Below are 24,528 nucleotides of genomic sequence, written 5' to 3'. Positions count from 1 at the left end.
GTTGTGTTGTGTTGTGTTGTGTTGTGTTGTGTTGTGTTGTGTTGTGTTGTGTTGTGTTGTGTTGTGTTGTGTTGTGTTGTGTTGTGTTGTGTTGTTCATAAATATACCAAAATTATATAGTTAGCATATTCTATATTCTATAAACATATTTGTCAATAATATTTATAAACCCACATATTATTTTTACATAATTTCACAAGTTATAAAAATAATATCAATAATCTTATTGAAAAAAAATAAACTGCTATTATAATGTAAACTTAAACGCTGAACAAATTAATTTTTAAATGGAGTAATCATTATGAAAATACTATTTATACGTCATGGGCAAACAAAATTAAATGCTGAAGGCAGATGGCTAGGTTCTACTGATGCTCCATTATCTGAAGCTGGAAAAGATTTTCTTATAAACAAAAAAAGCATTATAGATAAATATAAACCAGTTCAAAAACTATACTGCAGTCCTCTAAAAAGATGCTTAGAAACTGCTCAGATATATTTCAATGATTATGAAGAAAATAAAGAAATTATAAATGATTTGAGAGAAAGATGCTTCGGTGATTTTGAAGGTAAAAATCATGATGAATTAAAAGATAATCCTTATTATAAAGAGTTTTTTAGAACTAATTGGAAAAGCAATGTACCTAACGGAGAGACTTCTGATAGTTTCTTCAAAAGAACAGAAGAAGCATATTTTTATATTATAGAAGATATGAAAAAAAATAATATGAATTATACCGCTGTTGTAACACATGGTGGTGTTATCATGTCTATATTCAGCAGATTCGATAAACAGAAATTAGGGTTTTATGAATACCTTTTACAAAACGGATGCGGTTATTACACAGAAATAGACGATAAAAATAATATAAATATTATAGAAAAGTTCTAATTTTACGATGATTATTAGTAATAACTTTTAATTTGGAATAAATTAACATGAAAATACTTTTAATATTACCTATATCCTTTCTTTTAAATATATTTATTAAAAATATAAAATTTGATCCTTTTGTATTTGTACCAAGACTGCATTTTATAGCTGAAGATTTATTTAGAAAAAAAGTAAATACTCAAAATAATACACTTTCATTTGTTATAGGAACATTATCTTCTTTAATAATCATAGCAATATGTTTTTTAATACCATTTTTTCTTTTAATGCTTTTATATAAAGTTCATTTTCTTTTAGGTTTGATAATAGAATTGGCATTATGTTATATTACATTGGGTATTAGAAAGCCATTAGAGATTAGCTCACGTATATATCATAGCTTAAAAAATAATGATATAAAGAAGGCAAAATCTCTGCTTAAAGAAAATACCGATATAGATACGGAAGATATTGAAGAAGAACAGATTATAAAAAACACTATTGAATATACTGTAATAAGTATTGCTGAAGATTATATATACCCTGCAATATTTTTACTTTTGGGCGGAGCTCCTCTTTGTATAGCATATAAAGCCATTTATAAATTATCTGAAAGCTCTTCAGACACTGTATATATAGACGAAAATAAAAGCGATGATATTTTTGGAATATTTAATATAAAACTCTGCTATATATTAAATATAATACCTTCTTTTTTTACATCTATTGTTCATATTATAACATCAAGAATATTAAGATATGAATATAAAAATGCCTTTACAGCATTAAAAAGAGACGGCAAAAATAATAAAGCAAGATTGGAAGCAAGTGTTGCAGGGGCTTTAGATATAGAGCTTGGTGGAGAATATATAAAAGACGGTGAAATGTACGACAGACCTTTAGTAGGTGAATATTTAGAAGATTTGGAAATAAGGCATATAGAAAAAGCTAATAAGTTTATATTAACTTCTGCTATATTTTCATTAGCTCTGTTAATAATAATAAAACTTATATCTATGCTTATAGCTTCTATAATTGCTTAAATATTATCTACATTATTAAATAATAGGTTTTAAATAAAAATAAAATAATTACTTAAAACCTATTATTTTACTATTCATTTTGATATACTGTCTTTTTTATAAAATCTTTATCTTTTATATTTGTATTATAAAAAATAAATATAAATAATACTATTAGTATAAACTGAGAAAAAGGTAAAGCAAGCCACACTCCGTTAAGATTAAAAAATAGCGGAAGTACTAATATGCATAAAGGGCTTACAAATAAAGGGTCTATATAAGTTAAAAGTGCTGAATATCTGCTTTCACCCGAAGAGTAAAAATAAGCTGTTCCTAATCTTACTATAGGCTGAAGTATAAATGAAACAGATATTAAAATTAATCCTTTGCTTATAATATCATTAGTTTCTATAGAAGAACCGAATAAAATACCAAAATTATTTTTAAATATTAGAATTATACTTAAAATAATTGAGGCAAGTATCACGGCAAATAATACTCCTTTTTTAAATACTTTTTTCATAAGATCATTTCTTTTAGCACCTTTAAAATAGCTTATCATAGGCTGACAGCCCTCAGCAATACCTTCAAACAAATATATAACAGATCCGTATATATAGTTTATTACCGAATACGCAGAAGCTGCTGTATATCCTCCATACTTTATACACTGCCAATTATTAAATATTACTATCAAAGAAGGTGCCATAACCAAACCAAAAGGAGAAAGACCTATTTGAACGGCTCTTTTTATCATTGATAAGTCAAAGTCTGATAATTTTACTCTATATTTTTTTCTTATAAATAAATAATATAGAGAGATTAAAGCAACAATACCCTGTGCTATTATTGTAGCAAGTGCCGCACCAAACATTCCCCATTTAAAAACCATTAAAAATAAATAGTCAAGTATAATGTTTGTTATAAGACCTGCACCCATAAATGCCATAGCATGAATAGTTTTTCCTAAATTTCTTATTATAGGCATGCTCCCATATGATATTATCTGAAAACTGCCTCCTAATATTATAACCGTAATATATTCATCAGCAAGTTTAAATATATTATCCCTAGCACCTAGAAGATATATTAATTTATTTTTTAATAAAAGCAAAATAATAGTTAATATAATACATGCAAGTATTAAAGTGATAAAAGTATTTGATTTAGCTTTATTAAAACCTTTGCTCTCGCCTCCCCCAAGGTATGTAGACATTATAACAGAGCCTCCCATACCAAGCATAACAGCACATGCTGCAATTAAAGTACCTATAGGATAAACTAAATTAATAGCAGTAAGCCCATTATCCCCCATAGAATTACCTACAAAAAATCCGTCTACAACTATATAAAGCCCTCCAAGCATAGTAGAAACTATTGCAGGCAAAACATACTTAAAAAAAGATTTTTCCATGTTTTTAGTATTTTGGTAAGTATTAATCATGATAAACTCCTTTTAAAAATAGTCTTCTTTCGTACTATATAAATATGGTATTATATGCATGTTTACTCTTTTGTCAATAGAAAAAGTACGAAAATTTACTTTTTTATTTGGTATTGAAATATTTATATTTTGCTGTACTATTGACTATAAATTTAAGGATATATTTTTATGAAAAGAAATATATATTATATTTTAATAGTTTTTATATATTTAACCTCTTCTTCATTTTTGTTTTTTGATGATGAGAGAAATATCAATTTTATACCATATACTTCCTTGCCGATAAATATTCAGGAGTTTGTAAATAAATATTTTAATGACTATAAAGTGTATAGTGCCTCTGTTTCTTCACAATATACTGTAATTTTTGAAGGAGGCTCATCAATTAACTTTAATAGAAAAGGTGAATGGACTTCTGTAATAGGCAATAGACAAACAATAGCTATTAGTACAGCAGAAAAGTTTATTGACTCTAAAATAATAAATATAATTAAGTCAAAATATAAAACCATTAATAATATATACAAAAGAAGCAAAGGAATAGAGTTTAAGGCCGATGATAAAGAATATATTTATATAGACTATGAAGGCAATATTATAAAAATAAAAAAATCTTAAAAAATTAATTAATATAAAATATTGTATATACATAAAAAGCTATATTAGTAACATAACTGTAAAAATAATTTTGACAAAACTTCATTTTTCTTATATAGTTTTCACTTAGGAGTATAAATATTATGGAATTATATCAGGAAAAATTAATTAATGCTTTAAAAATGTATCAGAATGATTTTGATAATATGGTGAATTCTTTTTATGAAAATAAAGAAAATTTTGACGTTTTAATAAAAAAATATTCATGCGAAAGTGAAGATAATGTTGATAAAAACTATTTATTAAGGGCAAGACTTGCATTTGCTATTTTGTATTATAAGAATATAAAAGCTTTAAAAAAAGATGCTGTAAAAAATATAATAGTTTATTTATTTGAAGAAGAGATAAAAGACAGAAAGACATCAAAATATAAAGGTATAGGCATATCATTAGAGGTTTTAACATTTCTGCTTAATAGATATGGTAAAGATAATAAAGCATTATTCAAACAGGCTAAAGAAGCTAATACTGATTGTTCAATAGGATATGACAGCGATGTGAGATTTGAAGATGATATAGAAAAATTGAATATACTCTATACTATACATTATGCTTTAGAGCTGGGATTTAAAGATTTATATTATGAGCTTATAGATATATGGAAATCTTCTATAAAAGTGTGGGACAGAATTAATTTAGAGAGATTAAGAGATTTTGAGATTGAGGTTGGAAACAAAGAAGGAGAACTAAATGCAAATAAAGAGTTATACTCTATTTCAAAGGATAATTATGAAAAAAATAAAAAAAATGCTTTGATTTCAAAGAAGAATTTATTTTATTTACTTTCATACTTGGGGAATTATATAGAAAATCTTGTAAGGCTTTCAAAATATGATGAAGCCTATGATACTCTTACAAATAATATTGATGATATAAAAAATATAGATGCATTTTATAATATCAATGCTGGAATACTAATCGTAGATTGTGCTTTAAAAATTATTCTCAATAAAGATAATATCGATAAAGATAATGCATTATGGAAATTTGTAAAAATAGCTTTTAGTAATGAGCATTTATCATATACTAAAGCTGTGTATGATAATTTTATAAAATGTGCTGAAAAAATGAATGATTTAGAAATGGAAGAAAAAGTTTTGAAATATATTAACAATTAATAATGTATTTAGGCTCTTGCGGCAGTTAATACTCCTATTTTATTTATGCATTCGAGCTTTTTAATTTCTTTTGATATTTCATTTAAAGTGCTTCCAGTGGTAATTACATCATCTATTATAAGCAGGTTCATTTTATCTTTTAAAGTATAACTGGTATTTACTTCAAAAGCATTTTCTATCATATTTATTCTTTCTGTTTTGCTATTTAAAGAACTCAATGCTTTGGTTTCTTTTTTACGAATAATTATATCATCAATTAATTTTATATTTAGAATCTTTGATATAGTCTTTGCAATAAGCTCGCTTTGATTGTATCCTCTTTCTAATAGTCTCTTTTTTCCAAGAGGAACGAAAGTAACAGCATCGTATTTTAATATATAGTCTTTATAATAATAGCTAAGCATAGCCGCAAAATCATGACATATTAAATATCTATGAGAAAACTTCATTTTATGAATAATATCTACTGCATTATTTGTATAGTAAAGCATAGACTTACATTCATCAAAATAAATTTCTTCATATTGACATATACAAATAGAGTTTATATTTTCCAAAACTTTACCGCATCTTTGGCATCGTATATATTCATCTTTATGTATATAGTCTAGCTTTTTATTGATGCAGTCTATACATATATAATTCATATTACTGCTTTCTATAATATTTCCGCATATGATGCAGTGATTTGGAAATATTATAGATGCTAAATATTTTATAATTTTTTTGTACATTATTTTATTTGTATCATAGGAGTAACACCAGATCCTGATACTTGAGGCATTTTACCGTCCCATTTTTCTATGTACATTCTCTGTATTAGTAAAGGAGTTAAAGATTCCTGCATAATTCTATTAGCTTCAGAAACACCTTTAGCTTTAGTAATTTCAGCTTCTGCCTCATATCGTACTTTTTCCAAAGCATTTTGTGCTGTTAGAGCGTCCTGAGATGCTATTAATTTTCTCTCTATTGCTTGGTCAAATTCATCAGAGAAATCATGCTCTATAATAGAACAAGCAGCAACTGTTATTCCGTAATCATCAAAATCTGCCATAACCTCTTTTAAAAGTTCTGCAGCCATTTCATTTCTTTTTGTTATAAACTCTTCTATAGTATATCTTGCTGAAACTGCATTAAGGCTTTCAGATATTCTAGGATTAATTAATTTGTTTTTATAATCTACTCCGAATTTTCTGTATAAATCCAAAGCGTCTCCTCCTATAGAATACTGAACATTCAAAGTCATTGATATAGTCTGCATATCTTTCGATGATACTGAATAAGTTTTCTCTACAGTCTGCTCTCTTACTTCCATAGTTTTTATAGTGTCTATAAATGGTATTCTAAAATGAAGACCTGGCTCTTCCTGAGATATAGCTTTACCAAGTCTGCTTCTTATTCCTACTTCACCAGTAGATATAATAGTAACACTTGAAAATATTAAAAAACCTGCTATTAATACAACAGGCAAAATTACAAACAGTATAGAATGTAATTTGTTTGAACTAATATCGATAATTCTCATAAAACTCTCCTTAAAAATTATTATAAAAATAATAAATGATAATAATATTTTTTGCAAGTTTTTAATTATATTACAATAGTATTATTTCGTACTATAATTATAACTTGATTATTACCGATGCAAAAATATGCATTGTGTATATATGATTAAAATACATTTAAGATATGAAATTCACTATTTTTTATAAATCAAGTATAATATGCAAATTTATAAATACATATTAAAAATATAGTGAAAATATTTATTGCATTAAGAAAAAAAATACTATATAATTTATTATTATTTTAAGGATATAATTTATATTCATTTTATGATTGGCAGTATATGCTGATTTGTCTATGTTGTTATAAAAATATAATAATTGTAAAACAATTTTTTTAATAGATTTTTATATTTATCGGAGTCTTTTTTATGAAAATGCTAAACAGAGTTTTAATATCTGATGACGGTCATAGAATGTATACATATATATTTATTCCAGATTCTAAGCCTAAAGGTATTGTGCAAATAGTTCATGGACTTGGAGAGCATGCAGGAAGATATAAGGAGTTTGCTGAAAAATTAAATGAAGCTGGTTTTTTAGTTTGTGCTGATGATCACAGAGGTTTTGGCAGAAGCACTGTGAGTAAGGATCAAATAGGGCATATAGCCGATGAAAAAGGGCATGAACTAATAATAGAAGATTTAAGACATTTAATGGTAAACACCAAAGCTGATTATCCTAATATACCATACTTCATGTTTGGTCATAGTATGGGCTCATTTTTAACAAGAGGTTTTTTAATAAAGTATTATAAAGACTTAGACGGTGCTATTATAATGGGTACTAGAGGAAAAATGAAAGGTATAGAGAATTTTGGAAAGACAATAGCTAATTTTCAGAAATCTATATTCGGCGGAAGAAAAAGAGCACATTTGCTTGATAAGCTATCTGTAGGAGGATACGGAAAAAAATTCTTTCCTAAAGAAAATTCAGATCTTGCTTGGCTTACTTCAGATAAAGAAGAAATTAAAAAAGTTCAGGAAGATGAATATTTTGCAGATAAGCCCGCCAGTATAGAAACATATATACAGATGTTTGAGCTTATTGATAAAATTTCAAATAGTGAGAATTATTCTTCTATGAATAAAGATTTCCCTATACTTTTAATATCTGGAGATAAAGATCCTGTAGGTGATATGGGAAAAGGTGTTAAATGGGTATATGATATGTATAAATCATTAGGCTTTAAAGATGTTAATATAAGTCTTTATAAGGACGGAAGACATGAGATAATTAATGATGTTCAAAGAGATGATGTGTATAATGAGATAATTGCTTGGCTTAATTCTCATATAGCATAATATTTTTTGAATAATATTTTTGTAAAAGTATAGGATAATTTTTCCTATACTTTTTTATTTATAAACATAAGTCTACACATTTTTGGAATATCATTTTTTCATTATTTTATACATTATCATTATAAAAACTGATTTTTAATATGTATTCATCTTCTTTACTTACAGCAACTTCATTTGATATCCTATTTAATCCATAAGGCTCTAAATATAATGCTAATATATTATTATCATCTTCTGAAGTTATTACAGGTATTGTATTTCTTTCATATGCTGATATTTTTAAATCTATAAAAATTTTTCTTAAATATTTTTTTTGATTATTAGGATATGCATATATAAAATCCCCGTCTTTTTTAGTTCTTATTGTAATTGGATATTTAGCTTTTATATACAGTCCTTTTTTATAGTCAATATCTTTATTCAAAATTTTTTTTACTTCTGCTTTTTTATCTAAAAAGTTATATACTCCGTTTTTATCTATTTTTATATAATTATATTCTTCATTTTTTATTTGTATCGGTTTTATTTTTATAATATTATATTCTTTTACTATATAACAATTATCAAGTCTTAATCTAATATTAGGCTTATCAGATTTTATTATGTTTAGTATTTCAATAACTCTTTTTTCTGTTATTTCTATACTATTTTTTGCAAGAAGTTTTATTATTATTTTTTTTATGAAAAGACTTTTTATATTTTTTATTTTTTCTATATTAAGTTTTTTATTTTTTTTAGATATATTTTTTTTGTATAATTTATTAATCTTTTTTCTTAATATAGAAGTTTCTTCATAGCTTCTTTTTGCAAATCTTATAATATTTGTTTTGGCATTCGTATTTATTTCTTCAAGCATTGGTATTATTAGATTTCTTATTTTATTTCTTGCATAATAATTTTTTTTATTTGAATAATCTTCTCTGTGGGAGAGAGAATTAACTTTAGCATATATTTCAATATCCTTTCTATAAAAGTTTAAAATAGGTCTTAAAATATATCCTTTTTTTTCTCTTAAACTTTTATAAACATCAGTACCTGCCCCTTTAATCATTCTGTAAATTATAGTTTCAGCTAAATCATCTTTATTATGAGCTATTAAAAGATAATCATATATTTTTTTATTATAAAGCTCTTCAAAAAAAGCGTATCTGTCATTTCTAGCTTCAAGCTGAATATTTTTCCCTATATAACTGTTCGGCGGTATTTCTTTAACATATATATCTATATTATATTTTTTAGCCATACTGCGGGCAAATAATTCATCATTAGTAGAATCTTCTCCTCTGAGATTATAATTAACATGTATTATTATCAAATTGAATGATAACTCATCTTTTAATCTGTATGCAATATTAAGCATAACCTGAGAATCAATCCCTCCAGAATATGCTACAGCTAATGTTTTATTTTTTATATTGTCTATATTTGAAAGTAAAAATTGTGAAGTTTCTTTTATCATTATGTTATCCATTAAGTTTATAATTTAAATGCATTAATTTTTTCATTAACAATTATTTTTCTCTCTTGTATATCTTTATTATCATTCAAATATTTATCTGATAATATTTCACTATTTACATCATAATTTTTTAATATATTTTTTGAATTAGCATAGCAGTATATGCATCCGTTACTGCAAGTATTATACACACCTATATCGATACTTTCAATACAACTGCATAATTTTCTTTGAGATTTATCTTTTTTTTCTTTTATAGGATAGCCTAATATTTTTTGTATTCTCTCTTTATCTATACATGAAGATTTTTCTGTTATATCAATATTTTGGGAGCAGCTTTTTAATTTTATATTATTTTTGTGAGATATTTCTTTTAGAGTTTTTATTAATGATATTTTATCATCATTATTTATACTTTTAATATTATTTTTTATTTTGGAATATATTTCAACAAAGCTGAATATGCATTCATCAGTATATCCATTCAAACTTTCAGAGAAGTTTTTAAAATTATTTATATGATAATCAGTATCAAAGTTATCATTTAATATAATAGGGTCATATCTCCATACTATTCTTTCTTTTCCGAATAGTTTGCTTATTTTAATGAACTTTTTTATTAATAATTCTTTATCTGGAATATTTTTTTCTATAGTTTTATCATAAGGCGTAATAGTAAAATGAATATAAAACTCATAACCTAAATCTTTTACTTCCTTCAAAAACTCTATATCAGGATTTTTTGACCAAAATACTATTATATCTACAATGTTTTTATTTAAAGGTATTTTATAAAAATTATTTTTGTTTATGGGGTTTTGAGTGATGACATAACCTTCTCTTAATCTATTTAAAAACCATTTTGTATGAAGAGAAGGTATATCAGTACGCCTGCTTGCACTAATTATCATTTTATATTGATATTAAAATACGCCCATTTTTTTTCTTTGTGATAATTTAAATCCGTATGCATCATGACCAGGATATAAAAGAGTATCATCATCTAAAGCAAATACTTTTTCTTTTATGCTTTTTTCTAATGTATCATAATCACCAGTAGGAAAATCAGTTCTTCCTATACCATATGCGAATATTGTATCTCCGCAGAATAAATGACCTTTAGTATAAAAACAAACTCCGCCTTCTGTATGACCAGGAGTATGTATTACCTTAAACTCTATATCTTTTAATTTGAAAGTGTCGCCGTCATTAAACTTTTCTTCAGGGCTTTGGCAGGTTATAATATTCCCAAGATAGGCACTTACATTTAAATTAGGGTCTTGAAAAAAATTATAATCAAGATTATGAACACAATGAGGAACATTAGGAAACTCTTTTCTTATATCATCAGCACCAGATATATGATCAAAATGTCCATGAGTATATATTACTCTTACAAGTTTTTTACCATTCAATAGTTTTTTATAATCATCATATCCGAATGATAATTTAGCCATATCTATTATCATCGCCTCATCATCACAAGATACTATATAAGAATTCATTCCATACATATTTATATTTATGCAGTCCACTTTTAATTCGCTCATTATTATTTTCTCCTAATTTATTTTATCATTATTATCAGTAGTTTCCTGAGATTTCTCACTTTCTCTTCCGTTCTGTGTAAGAAAAACGTCCATAGTATCAAGCATTCCAGCTAAAGTGTTATACTTTATTATTTTTCTTGTTTTATCATCTTTTTCGATATATGCATTTATTGTAGGGAAGAATATAGCAAAAGGTATTCCCTCAATTTTTATTTCCATTTCATAGCATTCTTTTTCTTCTCCATTTATCTTAATCTTTTTAATTCCATTATTTACTACAGATACCTTCACTTTATTGTCTTTTGAAGCAGTAGGCATAACGATATTCATTGTATTTGTTATATCAATAGGAAAAGTTCTTGCTATTTGATATGCTCCGTACATAGAAAATATGGCTAAAGAGCCTGAATCATTTGTATAATTAATCTTACCCCTTATATCAAATGTATTTTCTATTGTACCGAAATCATGGTAGTCTATACTTTTATTATAAACTGTACGCATATTGGATAAATCTATTATAGAATACATTTCAGACTTTCTTATATTGGTCATCATGCTTTCTTCTAATAGGAAAGGATCTTTCAACTTATTCGTAACAAAGCCTTTAATATATGTTTCTTTAATATTCCAGTATCCATTGCTGTCAACTGAAGTTTCTGTGTATACTATTAAAGCATTATTCTTTTTTCCAGATACGCCTTTATGAACAAAGTATTCGCTTTTTTCAAAAGATGGAATATTAGTATAGGAATAATACTGTGCTGATAAAAATGAACTTAATATAAAAAAAATTATTAATATGTTTTTCATTGTTATATGATAAACCCTAAAAATACAAATTTCAATATATATTTATAATATTTTTATTTGTTTTTTAATATACTGCCTTTTATATCTATAATAACATTATTATTATCAATTTCTATTTCATATTTATTTTTCTTTTTTATTATTCTGTATATAGTAAAGCTATCATATTTTTCTTTTATAGTATTTATAACTTCTTTTTCTATAATATTATCTTCAGCGAGTTTCTCTATTATGCTGAATGCTATCTCATTACCATTTCCTATAATAGAAGTCCATTCTCCTCTTGAAGTAAAGTTTACAGAACTTCCGCCTTTAAATACAACACTGTATGATGAAGTAAATGTTGTCTTAAATACATAATAATCATTAAAATATGTTTCTATAAAGTTTCTTGCTTTTTCTGGAAGTTTTTTATAGGGTATAATATCCATAATTGTAATCTAATAATTTTTATATAACTATCTTAAATAACTTATTTATTAATTTCACTTTTTTCTTTTTCTATCATATCTTCTAAATATGCCTTTAAGAAAATATAATTATGAGCATCATCAAGATTTTGATTATTTTCAATTTTTTTATTTAGAAATTCTACTAATTCTTCTTTTGTTTTCATAATAATATCCTTTAAATAGTTTAATCATTCTAATCTTTTAATCATTAGACTTGTTTCAAAACTATTTTTATTTATAATTGCGGGGACTAGCCCCCGCACCCCCACTTCTTTTGGTGACCCAAAGAAGCAAAAAGACTGCATGTTTATATACTACAATAATAATTTATACAACATATAAAACATTGTTTTTATGATTGATAAATTGTTAAATTTTCATATATAATCTTGTCAAGTAGTTTTGAAACAAGTCTATTATACAGTTTAAACCTTATAATATTATTTTTAGTATGTCAATATATTTATTTAGATTGTATCTAAACAACTATAATTTGTCAAAAATTATTTTCTAAATTTAAAATATTTGAATGGCTTTTAAGCTGCAGATTGCATCCTGCTGTGAGAAACAGGGTTACTAAATAATACTAATTTTAAACACAATTTGATAATTTAATATAAAATATAATTAGTATAAGATTTTTTATAATTGCATCTGCAGGTATGCTTAGCCAAAAAATAGAAAAACCTAATAATTTTCAATTTATAATTATAAAAAATAAGCGATGTTAAAACTACTGTAATATAATATCGTATATTTCTAAATCAGTTAAATCATCATACATAATTCTCTTAATCTTTTCACTTTCATTAAGCAAATCAGCAATTTCTTCCATTAAACCCTGATGATTCTCATTATTTTCAGCAGCCAAAGTAAATAATAAGAATATTTTATTTTTATCATCAAAGTCAACACCATTTTTTATTTTTAAAAGTGTAATACCATTTTTCAAAACTCCGTCTTCAGGTCTGGCATGAGACATAGCCATTCCGTCACCCAACACAATATAAGGACCTGTTTCTTTAATATTTTTTATAATACAATCAACATATCTAGGCTCTATACATTTATTTTCAAGTAAAAGCTCAGCACCTTTTCTTATAGCCTCTTCCCAATTATCAATGCTATCAACTATATCTATTTTGTTTCTTATAAGCTGTTTTAGCATACATATACCCCCGAATAATAAACTATTTTTACGTATATAATATTATAGTTTGATTTTTATTATTTGTCAAATTGATTTTAATGTACAAACAAGTTTCAAAATATCAAATTCCAAGTTTTTAATATATAAAAAATCAAATTCCGATAATTAATAATTAAGGATATAACAATTTTTCTAAAAATAGGTTATATTATAGTGTAAAATAATAATTGTAAATATTTTTTAAAAAGGACTTTTTATTGCGTAAAAAGGATAGATACTCTAGGTTCAGAATGTATATAGCTACGACCTTGATGGCTTTTATGATACCTGCTTTATTTAGCGTATCTATAGTACTTTCTAATAAACAGAAATATCTTGATAATGTTATAGAATACGTAAATAGAGTAAGTCCTATAGATATATCGATATCAGATATAAGCATATCCTATAAATTAGAACTAGTTTTGGATAATGTTAAACTCTATTCCAAAAATAGTAAAGAGGCATTCTTTGATATGGATAAAGCCTCATTAAGATTTAATTTTTTTAGAATATTTATAAAGAGGGATCCGCTCTATCTTTTAAGCGATATTAATATTGATAATGCCGACTTTTATCCTGTTGTTTTTGATACTTCTATATTTAAAAGCGAAAGTACAAATAAAAAAAATACATATGAAAGTATTAGAGATACGATTAATAGTATAACTCCTATATTTATGGATAAAAATATTAATATAAAAAACTTCTCAGCAAAAGTGGTTGATAATAATACTACAACAGAAGTGTCTCTTAATTCTCTATACGGCAATTTTAGAGATTACGGATATTTTTTGTCATATGATTTGAACTTACCAGATAAAACAATTGTTCATTTTGCTTTGGAAAGTAAAACTAATTTGTCAGATATTAACACATTAATATATGCCAAAGATGAAAACGGGGATTTATTTAAATACAATTTATTTGTAACAAACTCATATGATAAAGTTTATGCTAGTCTTCAAAATGAAAATAAATATGACTTTATAAACTTTAATTATAATCATAATAATGAAGATATTAATTTTTCAGTTACAAATATAAAAATAGAAAAAGATACAGTATACAAATTTATGGATATAGCTTTAGATACACCTATTATTTATAAGTTTGTAAAATTAGACAATAAAAAAATAACTTCTATAAGCAATTATATTAATACCTTCAGAGATGCTGATATTAATGCCTATGGCTATTATTCTCTAAAAAATATAACAAACTCATATATAGACTTCGACTTAAAAGTACGTGATAAGTTATTCAATGCAGCAGTTAACGCAGAACTTACCAATAACAGTATAATACTTTCCAATGCCTATATAAATGCCCTAGACGGAAATATTACAGCAAGCGGAATAGTTCCTCTAAGCGATCCTATATCAAGCGTTATATCGTTAAATGTAAAAGATATAAATGCAGGAGCTAAAAAATTATCTACAAAACTTTATTTAACTCCTATCGCTGTAAATGATAAAGAAATAAAATCAAGATTTACAATATCATCTTTTACATATGCAAATACATTAGCAAATCCTTTGTCATTTGATTTTTTATATAACAGAGACGATAAAGAAATAGGACTTAATTTAAGACCTAATAAATATGAACAGCCTTTCAATATGAGTTTCTCACTCGATAAAACAAAACCAATATTAGCAGAGGCTAAAGGTGTAATACCGCAGGATATATTTTTAGTATTATTAGGCAAAAATATAATAGATAATTTATCATCATTGAATATAAACTACAGCCTCAGTAATGCAATGTACACGGAAGGCAAAGGAAATGTTCATGTCCTTAAAGCATCATCTAGAAAAATATATACAGAAGAATATCTTATAAGAATAGGAATGTCAGCATATCAGAATGTTATAGATATAGATGATATATACTACAGACTTTCAGAAGACAGCGGTATAAATGCCAATGCCAAAATAGAATATGATAAAAATTTCAATGTAAAAATAAACGGTAATGTAGGAACACCAGCAGGTAATTACGGATTAAGCGGTTTTACAACAACATCCACAAACGGAAATAGAATAATATACGCTTCTACAGATAAATCAGAAATAATAGCAAGCGGAGTAATGGCAACAAACGGATTATTAGATTTAAACATTAAAACTCCAAAAACTTTAAGCATAAAAGATATAGACATAAATGTTGATGTTGATATAAATAACTATACTCAAGAGCCTATATATGTATACGGCAATATCAAAGCCAATAAAAACTTAGCTCCTGTATTTGCCTTAAATACTCAGTTTGAGCTTTCTAATCAAAGCATAATGCTTACCAATATAGTGCTTGATTACGGTGAAAACAGAGTGTCTGGAAACGGTATACTTACTTCAAGCGATGGTATAGGAAAACTTACTGCCCTATTAAAAGATATAGAAAATGACGGTATATTTGCTTTAGATGCTTCTATTAATAAAAATAATGTATATGGCAAAGTTACTATAAGTCAGCTTCCTTTTGATATAAGCGGTAAAGCATACGGAATACTTACAGCAAATGCCACCGTTATAGGACTTATGAACAGCCCTGTAGTATATCTTGAAAAATTTGATATTAAAGAGTTTCAAATACAGGGTATGAGATTTGATGTTTCTTTAACTGGCTACTATAAAACAGATGAATTAGAATTAAAAGATATACTTGTAACAAAAACAGGTACTTTTGGTACTGTTGAATCTAAAGCATTTACCAAAAAACAGCAGATTAAAATACCATATGCCTATTTTTCAAAAGATTTGCAGAATATGAAAGTAGAAGTTAATAATATAGTATATTTAAGCTCGTATTCAGGAACTATAGATTATAATATGAGAAGACTCCCAGACGGAAGACAGGAGTTTAGAATACAAACTACACCTATAACAATAAATAAAAGAAAACTTCCAGAGTTCGGAACTATAGTTACATACAACGGAGAAGATATTACATTTACAAATACCAAAAAACATGGTATTAACGGCTCTATTACCAAAGAAGATGAAGGCACTAGAACAGATTTGATATATGTATATGATGATAATAATATGCTTAATATAGACGGCATAATAAAAAATACTAAAAGAGATCAGGTAGATTTGCTCGTTACATCCGACATAATCAATGTAGAAGTATTTGAAATATTTAATGTATTATTCACAGAAATACATTCATCTCCTACCAATTTTATGGTGGATGGAAAACCATATACATTGTATGCCCATATACATGGGGATACTGATAATGTTGCTATAGACGGCAGATTTTTAGGTCATGGAAAAAGGGTAAAAATAGCATATTTTAATGATATATTTGATGACACTATAGTAGATTTTAATTTTGACGGACATATGTTTAATGTAAATAATTTAACTTTTACATCTAAGAAAAAGAAAAATCTAAGTGTAACTGGAGAAGCCGAAATTTTTAAAAACAGTATAAACTATATGGCATTTGATTTGCTTTCTTCAGATGAACAATTAGGGCTTTTAGACGGAAATATAAACTTGGGTATTACAAAAGTAAAAGGCCCAGTGCATGTGGATATTACAGTAGGCGGAAATATAGCAGCTCCTAGAATAGGCGGAGTACTTACACTTATGAAAAGCGATGTTCAGCTTTCCACTTTGCCTTCTGGAAGTACATATAAGGAAAGAGTTTACGGCATATTAAGTAAGATTTATTGGGACTTTACTATAGAGGCTTGGCGTCAGGTAAGAGTAGCACATAATTTAGTAGGAGACGTATATCTGGAAGAAGGCTCAAAAATGAGAGTTTATAATACTCTTATGGACGGCATAGAGCTTGCTGGTACTGTTAATGTAGACAGAGGAAGTATTTATTATCTTCAAAATATATATCAGCTTGAAAGCGGTTCTGTTACTTTCCCGCCTAATAACAGTTTAGACCCTATAATAACAGCTACAGCATATACATATAAGAAATACTATCCTTCAACTGCAAATATCTCGTCTCAATCATTTGAAAGTGAAATTGCAGGCGAGAGTGTAACTTTATATATGGAAATGAATGCAAGACTCTCTCAATTAGTATCTTCTGAGAACTCAGGACTTTCACCTGTAAGGTTCTATACTATACCAGCTTTGGGACAGTATCAGGTTAATCAGCTTGCTGGAATTCCTCAGGGAAGTTTCGGAAGCAGAGAAGACCAGATGTTTGCTGAAAGCACTTCAAGCAGAAGCACTATCAATAATGATCAGCTTCAGCAGCTTACTATGAATTATAGTGATTTGCTTTTAAGAAGTACTGTATTAAGACCCGTTGAAAGATGGGTAAGACAATTTTTAGGCATAGATTATATTAACTTAAGCCCTACAGTAGTAAATAATTTATTGTTTGTTACAAATAATAATAGTATAAGTCCTACATCCGTATGGGATAATACAAGTGTGGGAATAGGAAAATATGTTTCTAAATATTTATATTTAAAATACGATGTTACTTATAGAGCTGTTGATACAACAAGACCTAGTATAAATGGTAAAAATGTAGACCCTTATTATTTTGACCATCAGTTCGGTTTTGAGGTTTCTTTATTAAAGAATTATAAACTTGCAAATTTTGTTTTTGAGTATAAAATAAACCCTTTCGATATACGAGGAAAAGGACAAGATTTTAATATAGTTACTCGGTGGAGATTTTAGTGAATTTTATTAAGAAAAATTGTATTATTTTATTTTCATTTCTTGTACTTGCTGCTGCTTTGCTTATAGCGGCAGAGAGTGATTTTGAAAATTTACAGACAGCAAAAAACATTGCTGTATATGAAGGTCTTGTAATAAAAAGAATAGATGTTACAGGCGAAGTAAGACTTACAAAAGACCAAATAATAAACAGCTTTCCAATAAAAGCTGGAAGTAAATTTCAAAGAACAGAAATAAATGAAGCTATTAAAAAACTATTTGATACTCAGTTATTTGACAGAGTAGCTATTGATGCAAACAGAGAAGATGAAGGCGTTGTATTAAATATTGTAGTAGCTGAAAGATACATAATAAAAAATATAGAATATATTGGCAATAAACGTTTAAGCAGAACAGCACTTAATGATGCTATAAAGCCTATAATGAGAACAGGAGACCCATATATACCGCAGAAACTTAATGAAGCAGTTAATGCTATTATTACTAATTATCAGGATAAGGGATATTTAAAAGCCTATGTAGAGCCTAAAGTAATAGAAAATAACGATAGCTCTGATGTCACTATAGAAATGAACATAGTGGAAGGAAATGAGGTAAAAGTATCAAGCATAAGATTTCATGGTAATACCCACTTTTCAGCTAATGAACTTAAAAGACAGATGTCAACAAAAGAAAACGGATTTATGGCATTAGGGAAGTTTAATGAATTTAAATTTGAAGATGACAAAACAAAAGTTGTAAAATATTATGCTGACAGAGGATACTACAGAGCCAAAGTAGATAATGTAAAGTTTACATACCAGTGGAGAGACCCTCAAATAAAAAATGAACAGGACTTAATAATAGATATATACATCACAGAAGGCGATAAATATTATTTCGGCGATATAGGATTCAAAGGTAATTTTATTATATCATCTGAAAATATACAAAAAGATATAAAATCAAAAAAAGGAGCATTATATAACTACACATATCATATGACTGATTATCAGGGAATACAAAATAAATACTCTGAAAGAGGATATATATTCAGACAAGTTATACCTGTAATTACTGTTAATGAAGAAAATAAAATAGTAAATATAATGTACGATATTGTAGAAAATGATAAAGCTCATATAGAAAATATTACTATAGCTGGAAACACAAAAACTAAAGATTTCGTTATACAAAGATATATAGATATAAAACCTGGAGAAGTATTTAACACAGCAAAAATACAAAGAATACAGGAAAGATTATATAATACGCAATTCTTTGATAATATTAATTTAGGAGTAAAACCTGGTTCTGCTGAAGGATTAATGGAATTAACTTTAAATGTATCTGAAGGTAAAACTGCTATGGTATCAGGAGGCGGCGGTTTCTCTACTGGTTCTGGATTTAAGGTATTTGCTTCTATTAGAGAAAATAACTTTTTAGGAAGGGGTTTGCAGTTGGGTTTAAGCGGAGAACTTGGAGAGACTCAAAAACGTATAGCTGTAAACTTTGCTGAGCCTTATCTGCTTAATCTGCCTATATATTTGGGAGTTGATTTATCATACTTTAATGAAGGGGTTAATACTGGATATGAAATAGGTACTGATTCTTTTGGAATACCTAAATACTCATATTATACAAGACATGGTTTTGAAGGTATAGTAAGGCTTGGTTATTATTTTGCTGACTATTATTCTACATTCATAACCTTTGATACAATAGTGCAGCAGTATCAGCAGTGGCATGACCAAGGTGCAAGTGCGGCAGGTCCTAATTATGTATTAAGCGACATAAAAAAATACTTGGTTCATAGAATAAATAAAAAAGACGGTTCTTTCCAAAGATGGCAGAGTGATTGGTTTACTACGTTTATTATATCATACTCACTTCTTCGCGACAGCAGAAATGATTATTTAAACCCTACTAAAGGAAGTTTCTTAAGAGGTATAGCTGATTTCTATTTCGGACATACTCAGCTTACAAGACTTAATTTGACAGGATTCTTAGCTGTTCCTGCAACTGAGTGGCTTTCATTCGCATTCTATGGAGAATTAGGTCAGATTATAGCAACACCTGGGCTTCCTATACAAAATGATGCAGATGTTTTATATTATCTTAACCCGTTTGAAGATGTTAGAGGTTGGGATACTTCTAAATACACTATATTTAAGAAAAACAGAGGATTATCTACTTATGATATGAAAGCAGAAGATGGTTCAACAGACTCTTGGAGCTATGGAAGGGCTAAAGTAAGATTCTTCGCCGAACTTCGTATACCTATTATACCTAAAACTTTAGGGTTTGTTACTTTCTTTGATGCAGGTCAGTTATGGATGCCAGGAAGCACTGGATGGAATCAGGACGGAGATGCTCATACTTATCCTTCGCAGTTTATGGATATTAAAGATATATTCGATCCTTCTCAGTATATATACTCAGTAGGAGTAGGTATAAGACTTACAATTCCGATATTTAACGTAAGATTCTACATTGCTAAAAGATTTGTATACAATAAAAATGATGTAGGATTTGGAAAAGGTCTTCAGGATTTTGAAGGAGACACTTTCACTCCTCTAGGAGCTTGGTTTGGAAGAGGCTGGGGTATAGCATTTACTATGAATCACCCATTCTATTAAAAATATATTGTTTTTGATGATAATTATATAAATTTATATATAATAACTATATATAAAAAGGAGATAAAAATGAAAAAATATTACATTATGAGTTTACTATTTATAGCAGTTCTTACTGTATCAATTATTAGCCCTAGAGTATTTACGCAGTCATACAGACTTACAAAAGTCGGATATATTGACCTTGAAAGAGTAATTAAAGAACTTACAAGCGATGAAGAGTTCGTTGAAAAATTAAAAATGAAATTAGAAGAATATAAAAATCAAGACTCTATGCAAACTAATATGACTGATACTTCTATAGCACAAAACAACAGAGATTACTCTTTAAGAGGAGAAGTAAAAAGACAGGTTGCAAATGCTCTTATGGCAATAGTTAAAAAAGAAGGATATACTTTAATACTTGAGAGAACAGAAAACTCAATACTCTATGCTGACAGAACTTTTGATATTACAGAACCAGTAATAGCAAATGTTAAAGCCTCTTTACAAAGATAAAAACATAAATAAAAAATATAATAATAATATTTTTCGATTAAAAACTAAAATGTATTATATATAATGCATTTTAGTTTTTCATATTTTTAATAAAATAAAAGGAGATAATAATATTTATGAAAATAAAAGATATTTGCAATTTTATTAATGCTCAAAAAATAATAGGAGATGAAAATAAAGAAATATCTACCCTTTCTCCTATAAATCAAATAATAGAAGGCTCTATAGTTTGTATAGATAATAATAAATATCTTGAATCTGCTTTAGAGAGTACCGCCAATGCTTTAATATTGAAAGAAGAAACATTTAATAATATAAAAGATTTAAAAGGCAAAACTGCTGTAATATATAATAATCCTAAAGAAGCATTTATTAAATTACTTTATTTTCTATTTGAGGATAAAAAATACCCTCTTGGAACTATTGAAAAAACTGCCGTTATAAAAGAAAATGCCAATATAGATGCTAATGCCTATATCGGGGATAATGTGCATATAGGAAAAAATACTTCTGTGGGTAAAGGCTCTGTTATAGAAGCTAATGTCTTTTTGGGTGATGATGTAGTTATAGGTGAAAACTGCATAATATATGCTAATGCCGTTATACATGACAGATGCATAGTAAAAAATAAAGTTATAATAGGTTCATCTACTGTCATAGGAAATGACGGCTTTGGATTCTTTGAAGTTAATGGCAGACAAATGAAAATACCTCAAAGGGGAAATGTTGTTATAGAAGATGATGTTGAGCTTGGTGCTAATGTATGTATTGACAGAGCAACATTGGGTTCTACAATAATAAGAGAGGGCGTAAAAATAGATAATTTGGTTCAGATAGCTCATAACTGCGATATAGGAGAGCATTCTATAATTGTTTCTCAGGTAGGCATTGCTGGAAGTTCAAAAATAGGAAATCATTGTATATTAGGCGGACAGGCTGCTTTAGCTGACCATGTCACACTTGGAGACAGGGTAATATTTGGAGGAAGAGCCGCTGCAATGTCTAATGTAAAAATAGAATCTCACTCTATTATGCTTGGTGCTCCTGCACAGAATATAGAAAGAGAAAAATTAAAAATGATAGCTGAGCAGAAACTTCCAGAACTTATAAAGATTGTTGAAGAACGTTTTGGCATAAAGATAAAAAGAGTTAAATAATTTTCATAACAAAATAGAAAATATGCCTATATATATAATATATAATAAAAATAATAAGTTTTTTAAAAAATTTTATTGTTGTTTTTTTTAATTAAGTATATTATTATACTAATAAAATAAAATTATTTAGGGTATTTATGGAAAATAAAAAATCATTAGGTCTTCAATTTAAAATATTTGTATTATTAAGTATATCAATATTAATAATGTTTATAACTATTATATCATATATGGTTTCGCATAATATATCTAATTCAAAAAAGAAAGGATTTGCTTCAACTGAATATATTGTTAGTACATATGCTAAAGATATAGAAAGAGAAATGTCATCGTATATATCTATGCTTAAAACTATATCGTTATCTCTAAAAAATGATATATTAAATAATGCAGTTACAAGACAATCGCATGCAGAAGTTTTGGGAGAAGTTCTTAAAAATAATAAAAACTTATTTGCAATATATGAAATGTGGGAGAAAATGCCTTTGACGGAAGAGATAATGATTTTATAGATACTGATTACGGCTCTGAAAATGACGGAAGATACGGACCTGCATTTTTTTATGATGATAATACTGTTACTTATGATAAAGTGTATCAAGAAGAGTTTGATGCAAATCCAGATTACTACACAATACCAAGAGATACCAAACAGCTTTATATAAGCGATGTTGAAAAAGATGATACTTATGTAGGAGCTGATACTGTACTTACTGTAAGTGTTGTTGAGCCTATACTAGATAATTCTGGAAAGTTTTTAGGTATGGTGGGGGTAGATTTTTCTGCTGAAAATTTGGTAAAAATAGTTTCTGCTATATCTACTAATGAAGGTATGGAAGGTTATTTGATAAATCAGTCTGGTATAATTCTTGCCTCTACAAATACTATGAATATAGGAAGAGAGATTTCAAGCATATATAATGATAATGCTAATGAAATAATGAACGCTATAGAAAATAATATCAAATATTCTTTTATTAATAAAATAGATAAACATAAAATGTTTAATATTATAGTACCTCTAACTTCATTAAAAGATAATTATAATTCAATAGTACTTCTTGTAAGTGTGCCAGAAATGGTTATTCTAAAAGAAAATATAAAAAATGCTATTATAACATCTATACTGGCTATTGTTATACTTATAATATTTTTAATTATAATAAACATTTTAATAAAGAAAAGTTTAATAGACCCTATATTAAAAATACTACATGTATCAGAGAAATTAAGCAGCGGAGATTTAACTTCATATAAAAATGAAGCTTTAAGCAAAAGAAAAGATGAAATAGGACTAATATTTAACTCCATTCAAAATACTCAGAATATATTATCAAATATAATAAAACAAATATTAGATTCCACTAATGCCATGGAAAATGCAAGTAAAAATGTTAGTGCTGGAAGTGCGGATCTTTCAAACAGAACTGAAAAACAGAGAGATGACCTTAAACTTATAAATGAAACTATGACAAATACATTAAAAGTAATAGATAAAACAACTAATGACATAGCAGTAACTAATGATAAGATACAAGTTCTTACCGATTCAAGCGAGCATTGCTATAATTTATCAAAAGAATCTATGTCTCTTATGGAAGATATTACTAAAGCAACTGCTGAAATATCAAATATAACAAAAATGATAGATGACATAGCTATGCAAACTAATATACTTGCTCTTAATGCTTCCGTAGAGGCAGCACGTGCGGGTGAACAGGGAAAAGGATTTGCTGTTGTAGCAGCTGAAGTAAGAAATCTAGCTCAGACTTCTCAGGAATCTGTAAAAAATATTACTAATATAGTTAATAACAGTATAGAAAAAATTAATGAAGGAAACAATAAGATAAAAGAAACTATGGACGCTTTGGAAGATATAACAAACAAGGCTAAAGAAAGCAGCGATATAGTAAGCCAGATGGTTGAATCTTCTACTCAGCAGGACGCTTCTGCAAGAGAAGTACAAATTGCCGTTAATAGTGTTGATATTAGTGCTGAACAAAATACTGCTTTGGTAAAAACAAATGCTGATATAGTTGTAGATATGGAAAAAGAAACTGAAAAACTTGCTGATTTGATGAAATTCTTTAGTATTAATAATAAATAAAAAATAATGGGACTTTTATATTTTGTAAAAGTCC

At 27.1% G+C, this 24,528-nt stretch carries 21 protein-coding genes; 11 read left to right on the top strand and 10 right to left on the bottom strand.

The window, feature by feature from the left end:
* Positions 1 to 301: 301 nt before the first annotated feature.
* Positions 302 to 892 carry a histidine phosphatase family protein gene (locus tag F811_RS0105600; protein WP_020004299.1) on the top strand — a complete coding sequence of 197 codons (591 nt, stop codon included), beginning with the start codon at positions 302 to 304 and terminating at the stop codon, positions 890 to 892.
* A 47-nt stretch (positions 893 to 939) separates the two neighbouring features.
* Entirely contained in the window at positions 940 to 1,917 is a 978-nt protein-coding gene (locus F811_RS0105595) for a cobalamin biosynthesis protein CobD/CbiB (protein ID WP_020004298.1), read from the top strand.
* 70 nt (positions 1,918 to 1,987) lie between these two features.
* On the opposite strand, the gene F811_RS0105590 is transcribed toward F811_RS0105595, so the two are convergent.
* On the bottom strand, positions 1,988 to 3,340 hold the full coding sequence (locus F811_RS0105590) for an MATE family efflux transporter (protein ID WP_020004297.1): 1,353 nt from the start codon (positions 3,338 to 3,340) through the stop codon (positions 1,988 to 1,990).
* A 168-nt stretch (positions 3,341 to 3,508) separates the two neighbouring features.
* On the opposite strand from F811_RS0105590, the gene F811_RS0105585 reads away from it, so the two are divergent.
* Both F811_RS0105585 and F811_RS0105580 read left to right on the top strand, forming a co-directional pair.
* Entirely contained in the window at positions 3,509 to 3,958 is a 450-nt protein-coding gene (locus F811_RS0105585) for a PepSY-like domain-containing protein (protein WP_020004296.1), read from the top strand.
* Positions 3,959 to 4,080: 122 nt separating this feature from the next.
* Positions 4,081 to 5,115, top strand: a complete 1,035-nt coding sequence (locus tag F811_RS0105580; protein WP_020004295.1) for a hypothetical protein — start codon at positions 4,081 to 4,083, stop codon at positions 5,113 to 5,115.
* An 8-nt stretch (positions 5,116 to 5,123) separates the two neighbouring features.
* Here F811_RS0105580 and F811_RS0105575 read toward each other — a convergent pair whose 3' ends face one another.
* A complete protein-coding gene (locus tag F811_RS0105575; protein WP_020004294.1) occupies positions 5,124 to 5,849 on the bottom strand; it encodes a ComF family protein in 726 nt (241 codons plus the stop codon).
* Entirely contained in the window at positions 5,849 to 6,640 is a 792-nt protein-coding gene (locus tag F811_RS0105570; RefSeq protein ID WP_020004293.1) for a prohibitin family protein, read from the bottom strand. Before F811_RS0105570 ends, F811_RS0105575 begins: the two co-directional genes overlap by 1 nt.
* A 411-nt stretch (positions 6,641 to 7,051) precedes the next feature.
* Between F811_RS0105570 and F811_RS0105565 the strand changes: the two genes are divergently transcribed.
* The gene (locus F811_RS0105565) at positions 7,052 to 7,984 is read left to right on the top strand and encodes an alpha/beta fold hydrolase (RefSeq protein WP_020004292.1); all 933 of its coding nucleotides are present in this window, start codon (positions 7,052 to 7,054) and stop codon (positions 7,982 to 7,984) included.
* Positions 7,985 to 8,090: 106 nt separating this feature from the next.
* Here F811_RS0105565 and tilS read toward each other — a convergent pair whose 3' ends face one another.
* From tilS to F811_RS0105530, 7 genes are all read right to left on the bottom strand, one after another.
* On the bottom strand, positions 8,091 to 9,443 hold the full coding sequence (tilS, locus tag F811_RS0105560; RefSeq protein ID WP_020004291.1) for a tRNA lysidine(34) synthetase TilS: 1,353 nt from the start codon (positions 9,441 to 9,443) through the stop codon (positions 8,091 to 8,093).
* Between the two features lie 17 nt (positions 9,444 to 9,460).
* Positions 9,461 to 10,354, bottom strand: coding sequence for a DUF1848 domain-containing protein (locus F811_RS0105555; RefSeq protein ID WP_020004290.1), 894 nt, complete (start codon positions 10,352 to 10,354; stop codon positions 9,461 to 9,463).
* A gap of 12 nt (positions 10,355 to 10,366) precedes the next feature.
* Complete coding sequence (locus F811_RS0105550) at positions 10,367 to 10,993, bottom strand: MBL fold metallo-hydrolase (protein WP_020004289.1); 627 nt, start codon at positions 10,991 to 10,993, stop codon at positions 10,367 to 10,369.
* A gap of 12 nt (positions 10,994 to 11,005) precedes the next feature.
* Positions 11,006 to 11,806 (bottom strand): hypothetical protein, encoded by an 801-nt coding sequence (locus tag F811_RS0105545; protein WP_020004288.1) that lies wholly within the window; start codon positions 11,804 to 11,806, stop codon positions 11,006 to 11,008.
* 53 nt (positions 11,807 to 11,859) lie between these two features.
* Complete coding sequence (locus tag F811_RS0105540; RefSeq protein WP_020004287.1) at positions 11,860 to 12,237, bottom strand: PepSY-like domain-containing protein; 378 nt, start codon at positions 12,235 to 12,237, stop codon at positions 11,860 to 11,862.
* A 41-nt stretch (positions 12,238 to 12,278) separates the two neighbouring features.
* A complete protein-coding gene (locus F811_RS16735; RefSeq protein ID WP_020004286.1) occupies positions 12,279 to 12,422 on the bottom strand; it encodes a hypothetical protein in 144 nt (47 codons plus the stop codon).
* A gap of 569 nt (positions 12,423 to 12,991) precedes the next feature.
* The gene (locus F811_RS0105530) at positions 12,992 to 13,426 is read right to left on the bottom strand and encodes a PTS sugar transporter subunit IIA (RefSeq protein WP_020004285.1); all 435 of its coding nucleotides are present in this window, start codon (positions 13,424 to 13,426) and stop codon (positions 12,992 to 12,994) included.
* Positions 13,427 to 13,728: 302 nt separating this feature from the next.
* Between F811_RS0105530 and F811_RS0105525 the strand changes: the two genes are divergently transcribed.
* The 6 genes from F811_RS0105525 (at position 13,729) to F811_RS16015 (ending at position 24,494) form a co-directional block, all read left to right on the top strand.
* Positions 13,729 to 18,114 (top strand): translocation/assembly module TamB domain-containing protein, encoded by a 4,386-nt coding sequence (locus F811_RS0105525; RefSeq protein WP_033425230.1) that lies wholly within the window; start codon positions 13,729 to 13,731, stop codon positions 18,112 to 18,114.
* Positions 18,114 to 20,732: an outer membrane protein assembly factor BamA gene (bamA, locus tag F811_RS0105520; protein WP_020004283.1), complete on the top strand. Its 2,619-nt coding sequence runs from the start codon at positions 18,114 to 18,116 to the stop codon at positions 20,730 to 20,732. The genes F811_RS0105525 and bamA overlap by 1 nt, the downstream gene beginning before the upstream one ends.
* Positions 20,733 to 20,801: 69 nt before the next feature.
* Positions 20,802 to 21,230 (top strand): OmpH family outer membrane protein, encoded by a 429-nt coding sequence (locus F811_RS0105515; protein WP_020004282.1) that lies wholly within the window; start codon positions 20,802 to 20,804, stop codon positions 21,228 to 21,230.
* 116 nt (positions 21,231 to 21,346) lie between these two features.
* A complete protein-coding gene (lpxD, locus tag F811_RS0105510) occupies positions 21,347 to 22,387 on the top strand; it encodes a UDP-3-O-(3-hydroxymyristoyl)glucosamine N-acyltransferase (RefSeq protein ID WP_020004281.1) in 1,041 nt (346 codons plus the stop codon).
* Between the two features lie 137 nt (positions 22,388 to 22,524).
* Positions 22,525 to 22,899 (top strand): hypothetical protein, encoded by a 375-nt coding sequence (locus F811_RS16970; protein WP_020004280.1) that lies wholly within the window; start codon positions 22,525 to 22,527, stop codon positions 22,897 to 22,899.
* Complete coding sequence (locus F811_RS16015; RefSeq protein ID WP_020004279.1) at positions 22,857 to 24,494, top strand: methyl-accepting chemotaxis protein; 1,638 nt, start codon at positions 22,857 to 22,859, stop codon at positions 24,492 to 24,494. Before F811_RS16970 ends, F811_RS16015 begins: the two co-directional genes overlap by 43 nt.
* Positions 24,495 to 24,528: the final 34 nt, after the last annotated feature.

Source organism: Brachyspira innocens ATCC 29796 (assembly GCF_000384655.1).
Taxonomy (GTDB): domain Bacteria; phylum Spirochaetota; class Brachyspiria; order Brachyspirales; family Brachyspiraceae; genus Brachyspira; species Brachyspira innocens.
The sequence above is the reverse complement of the archived record's forward strand: the minus strand, read 5'-3'. Positions and strand labels throughout refer to the sequence as shown.

Bases quoted from the DNA above. Each gene is read 5' to 3' on its own strand.
- F811_RS0105600 (WP_020004299.1), top strand. From the start codon at position 302: ATGAAAATACTATTTATACGTCATGGGCAAACAAAATTAAATGCTGAA.
- F811_RS0105595 (WP_020004298.1), top strand. From the start codon at position 940: ATGAAAATACTTTTAATATTACCTATATCCTTTCTTTTAAATATATTT.
- F811_RS0105590 (WP_020004297.1), bottom strand. From the start codon at position 3,340: ATGATTAATACTTACCAAAATACTAAAAACATGGAAAAATCTTTTTTT.
- F811_RS0105585 (WP_020004296.1), top strand. From the start codon at position 3,509: ATGAAAAGAAATATATATTATATTTTAATAGTTTTTATATATTTAACC.
- F811_RS0105580 (WP_020004295.1), top strand. From the start codon at position 4,081: ATGGAATTATATCAGGAAAAATTAATTAATGCTTTAAAAATGTATCAG.
- F811_RS0105575 (WP_020004294.1), bottom strand. From the start codon at position 5,849: ATGTACAAAAAAATTATAAAATATTTAGCATCTATAATATTTCCAAAT.
- F811_RS0105570 (WP_020004293.1), bottom strand. From the start codon at position 6,640: ATGAGAATTATCGATATTAGTTCAAACAAATTACATTCTATACTGTTT.
- F811_RS0105565 (WP_020004292.1), top strand. From the start codon at position 7,052: ATGAAAATGCTAAACAGAGTTTTAATATCTGATGACGGTCATAGAATG.
- tilS (WP_020004291.1), bottom strand. From the start codon at position 9,443: ATGATAAAAGAAACTTCACAATTTTTACTTTCAAATATAGACAATATA.
- F811_RS0105555 (WP_020004290.1), bottom strand. From the start codon at position 10,354: ATGATAATTAGTGCAAGCAGGCGTACTGATATACCTTCTCTTCATACA.
- F811_RS0105550 (WP_020004289.1), bottom strand. From the start codon at position 10,993: ATGAGCGAATTAAAAGTGGACTGCATAAATATAAATATGTATGGAATG.
- F811_RS0105545 (WP_020004288.1), bottom strand. From the start codon at position 11,806: ATGAAAAACATATTAATAATTTTTTTTATATTAAGTTCATTTTTATCA.
- F811_RS0105540 (WP_020004287.1), bottom strand. From the start codon at position 12,237: ATGGATATTATACCCTATAAAAAACTTCCAGAAAAAGCAAGAAACTTT.
- F811_RS16735 (WP_020004286.1), bottom strand. From the start codon at position 12,422: ATGAAAACAAAAGAAGAATTAGTAGAATTTCTAAATAAAAAAATTGAA.
- F811_RS0105530 (WP_020004285.1), bottom strand. From the start codon at position 13,426: ATGCTAAAACAGCTTATAAGAAACAAAATAGATATAGTTGATAGCATT.
- F811_RS0105525 (WP_033425230.1), top strand. From the start codon at position 13,729: ATGATACCTGCTTTATTTAGCGTATCTATAGTACTTTCTAATAAACAG.
- F811_RS0105515 (WP_020004282.1), top strand. From the start codon at position 20,802: ATGAAAAAATATTACATTATGAGTTTACTATTTATAGCAGTTCTTACT.
- lpxD (WP_020004281.1), top strand. From the start codon at position 21,347: ATGAAAATAAAAGATATTTGCAATTTTATTAATGCTCAAAAAATAATA.
- F811_RS16970 (WP_020004280.1), top strand. From the start codon at position 22,525: ATGGAAAATAAAAAATCATTAGGTCTTCAATTTAAAATATTTGTATTA.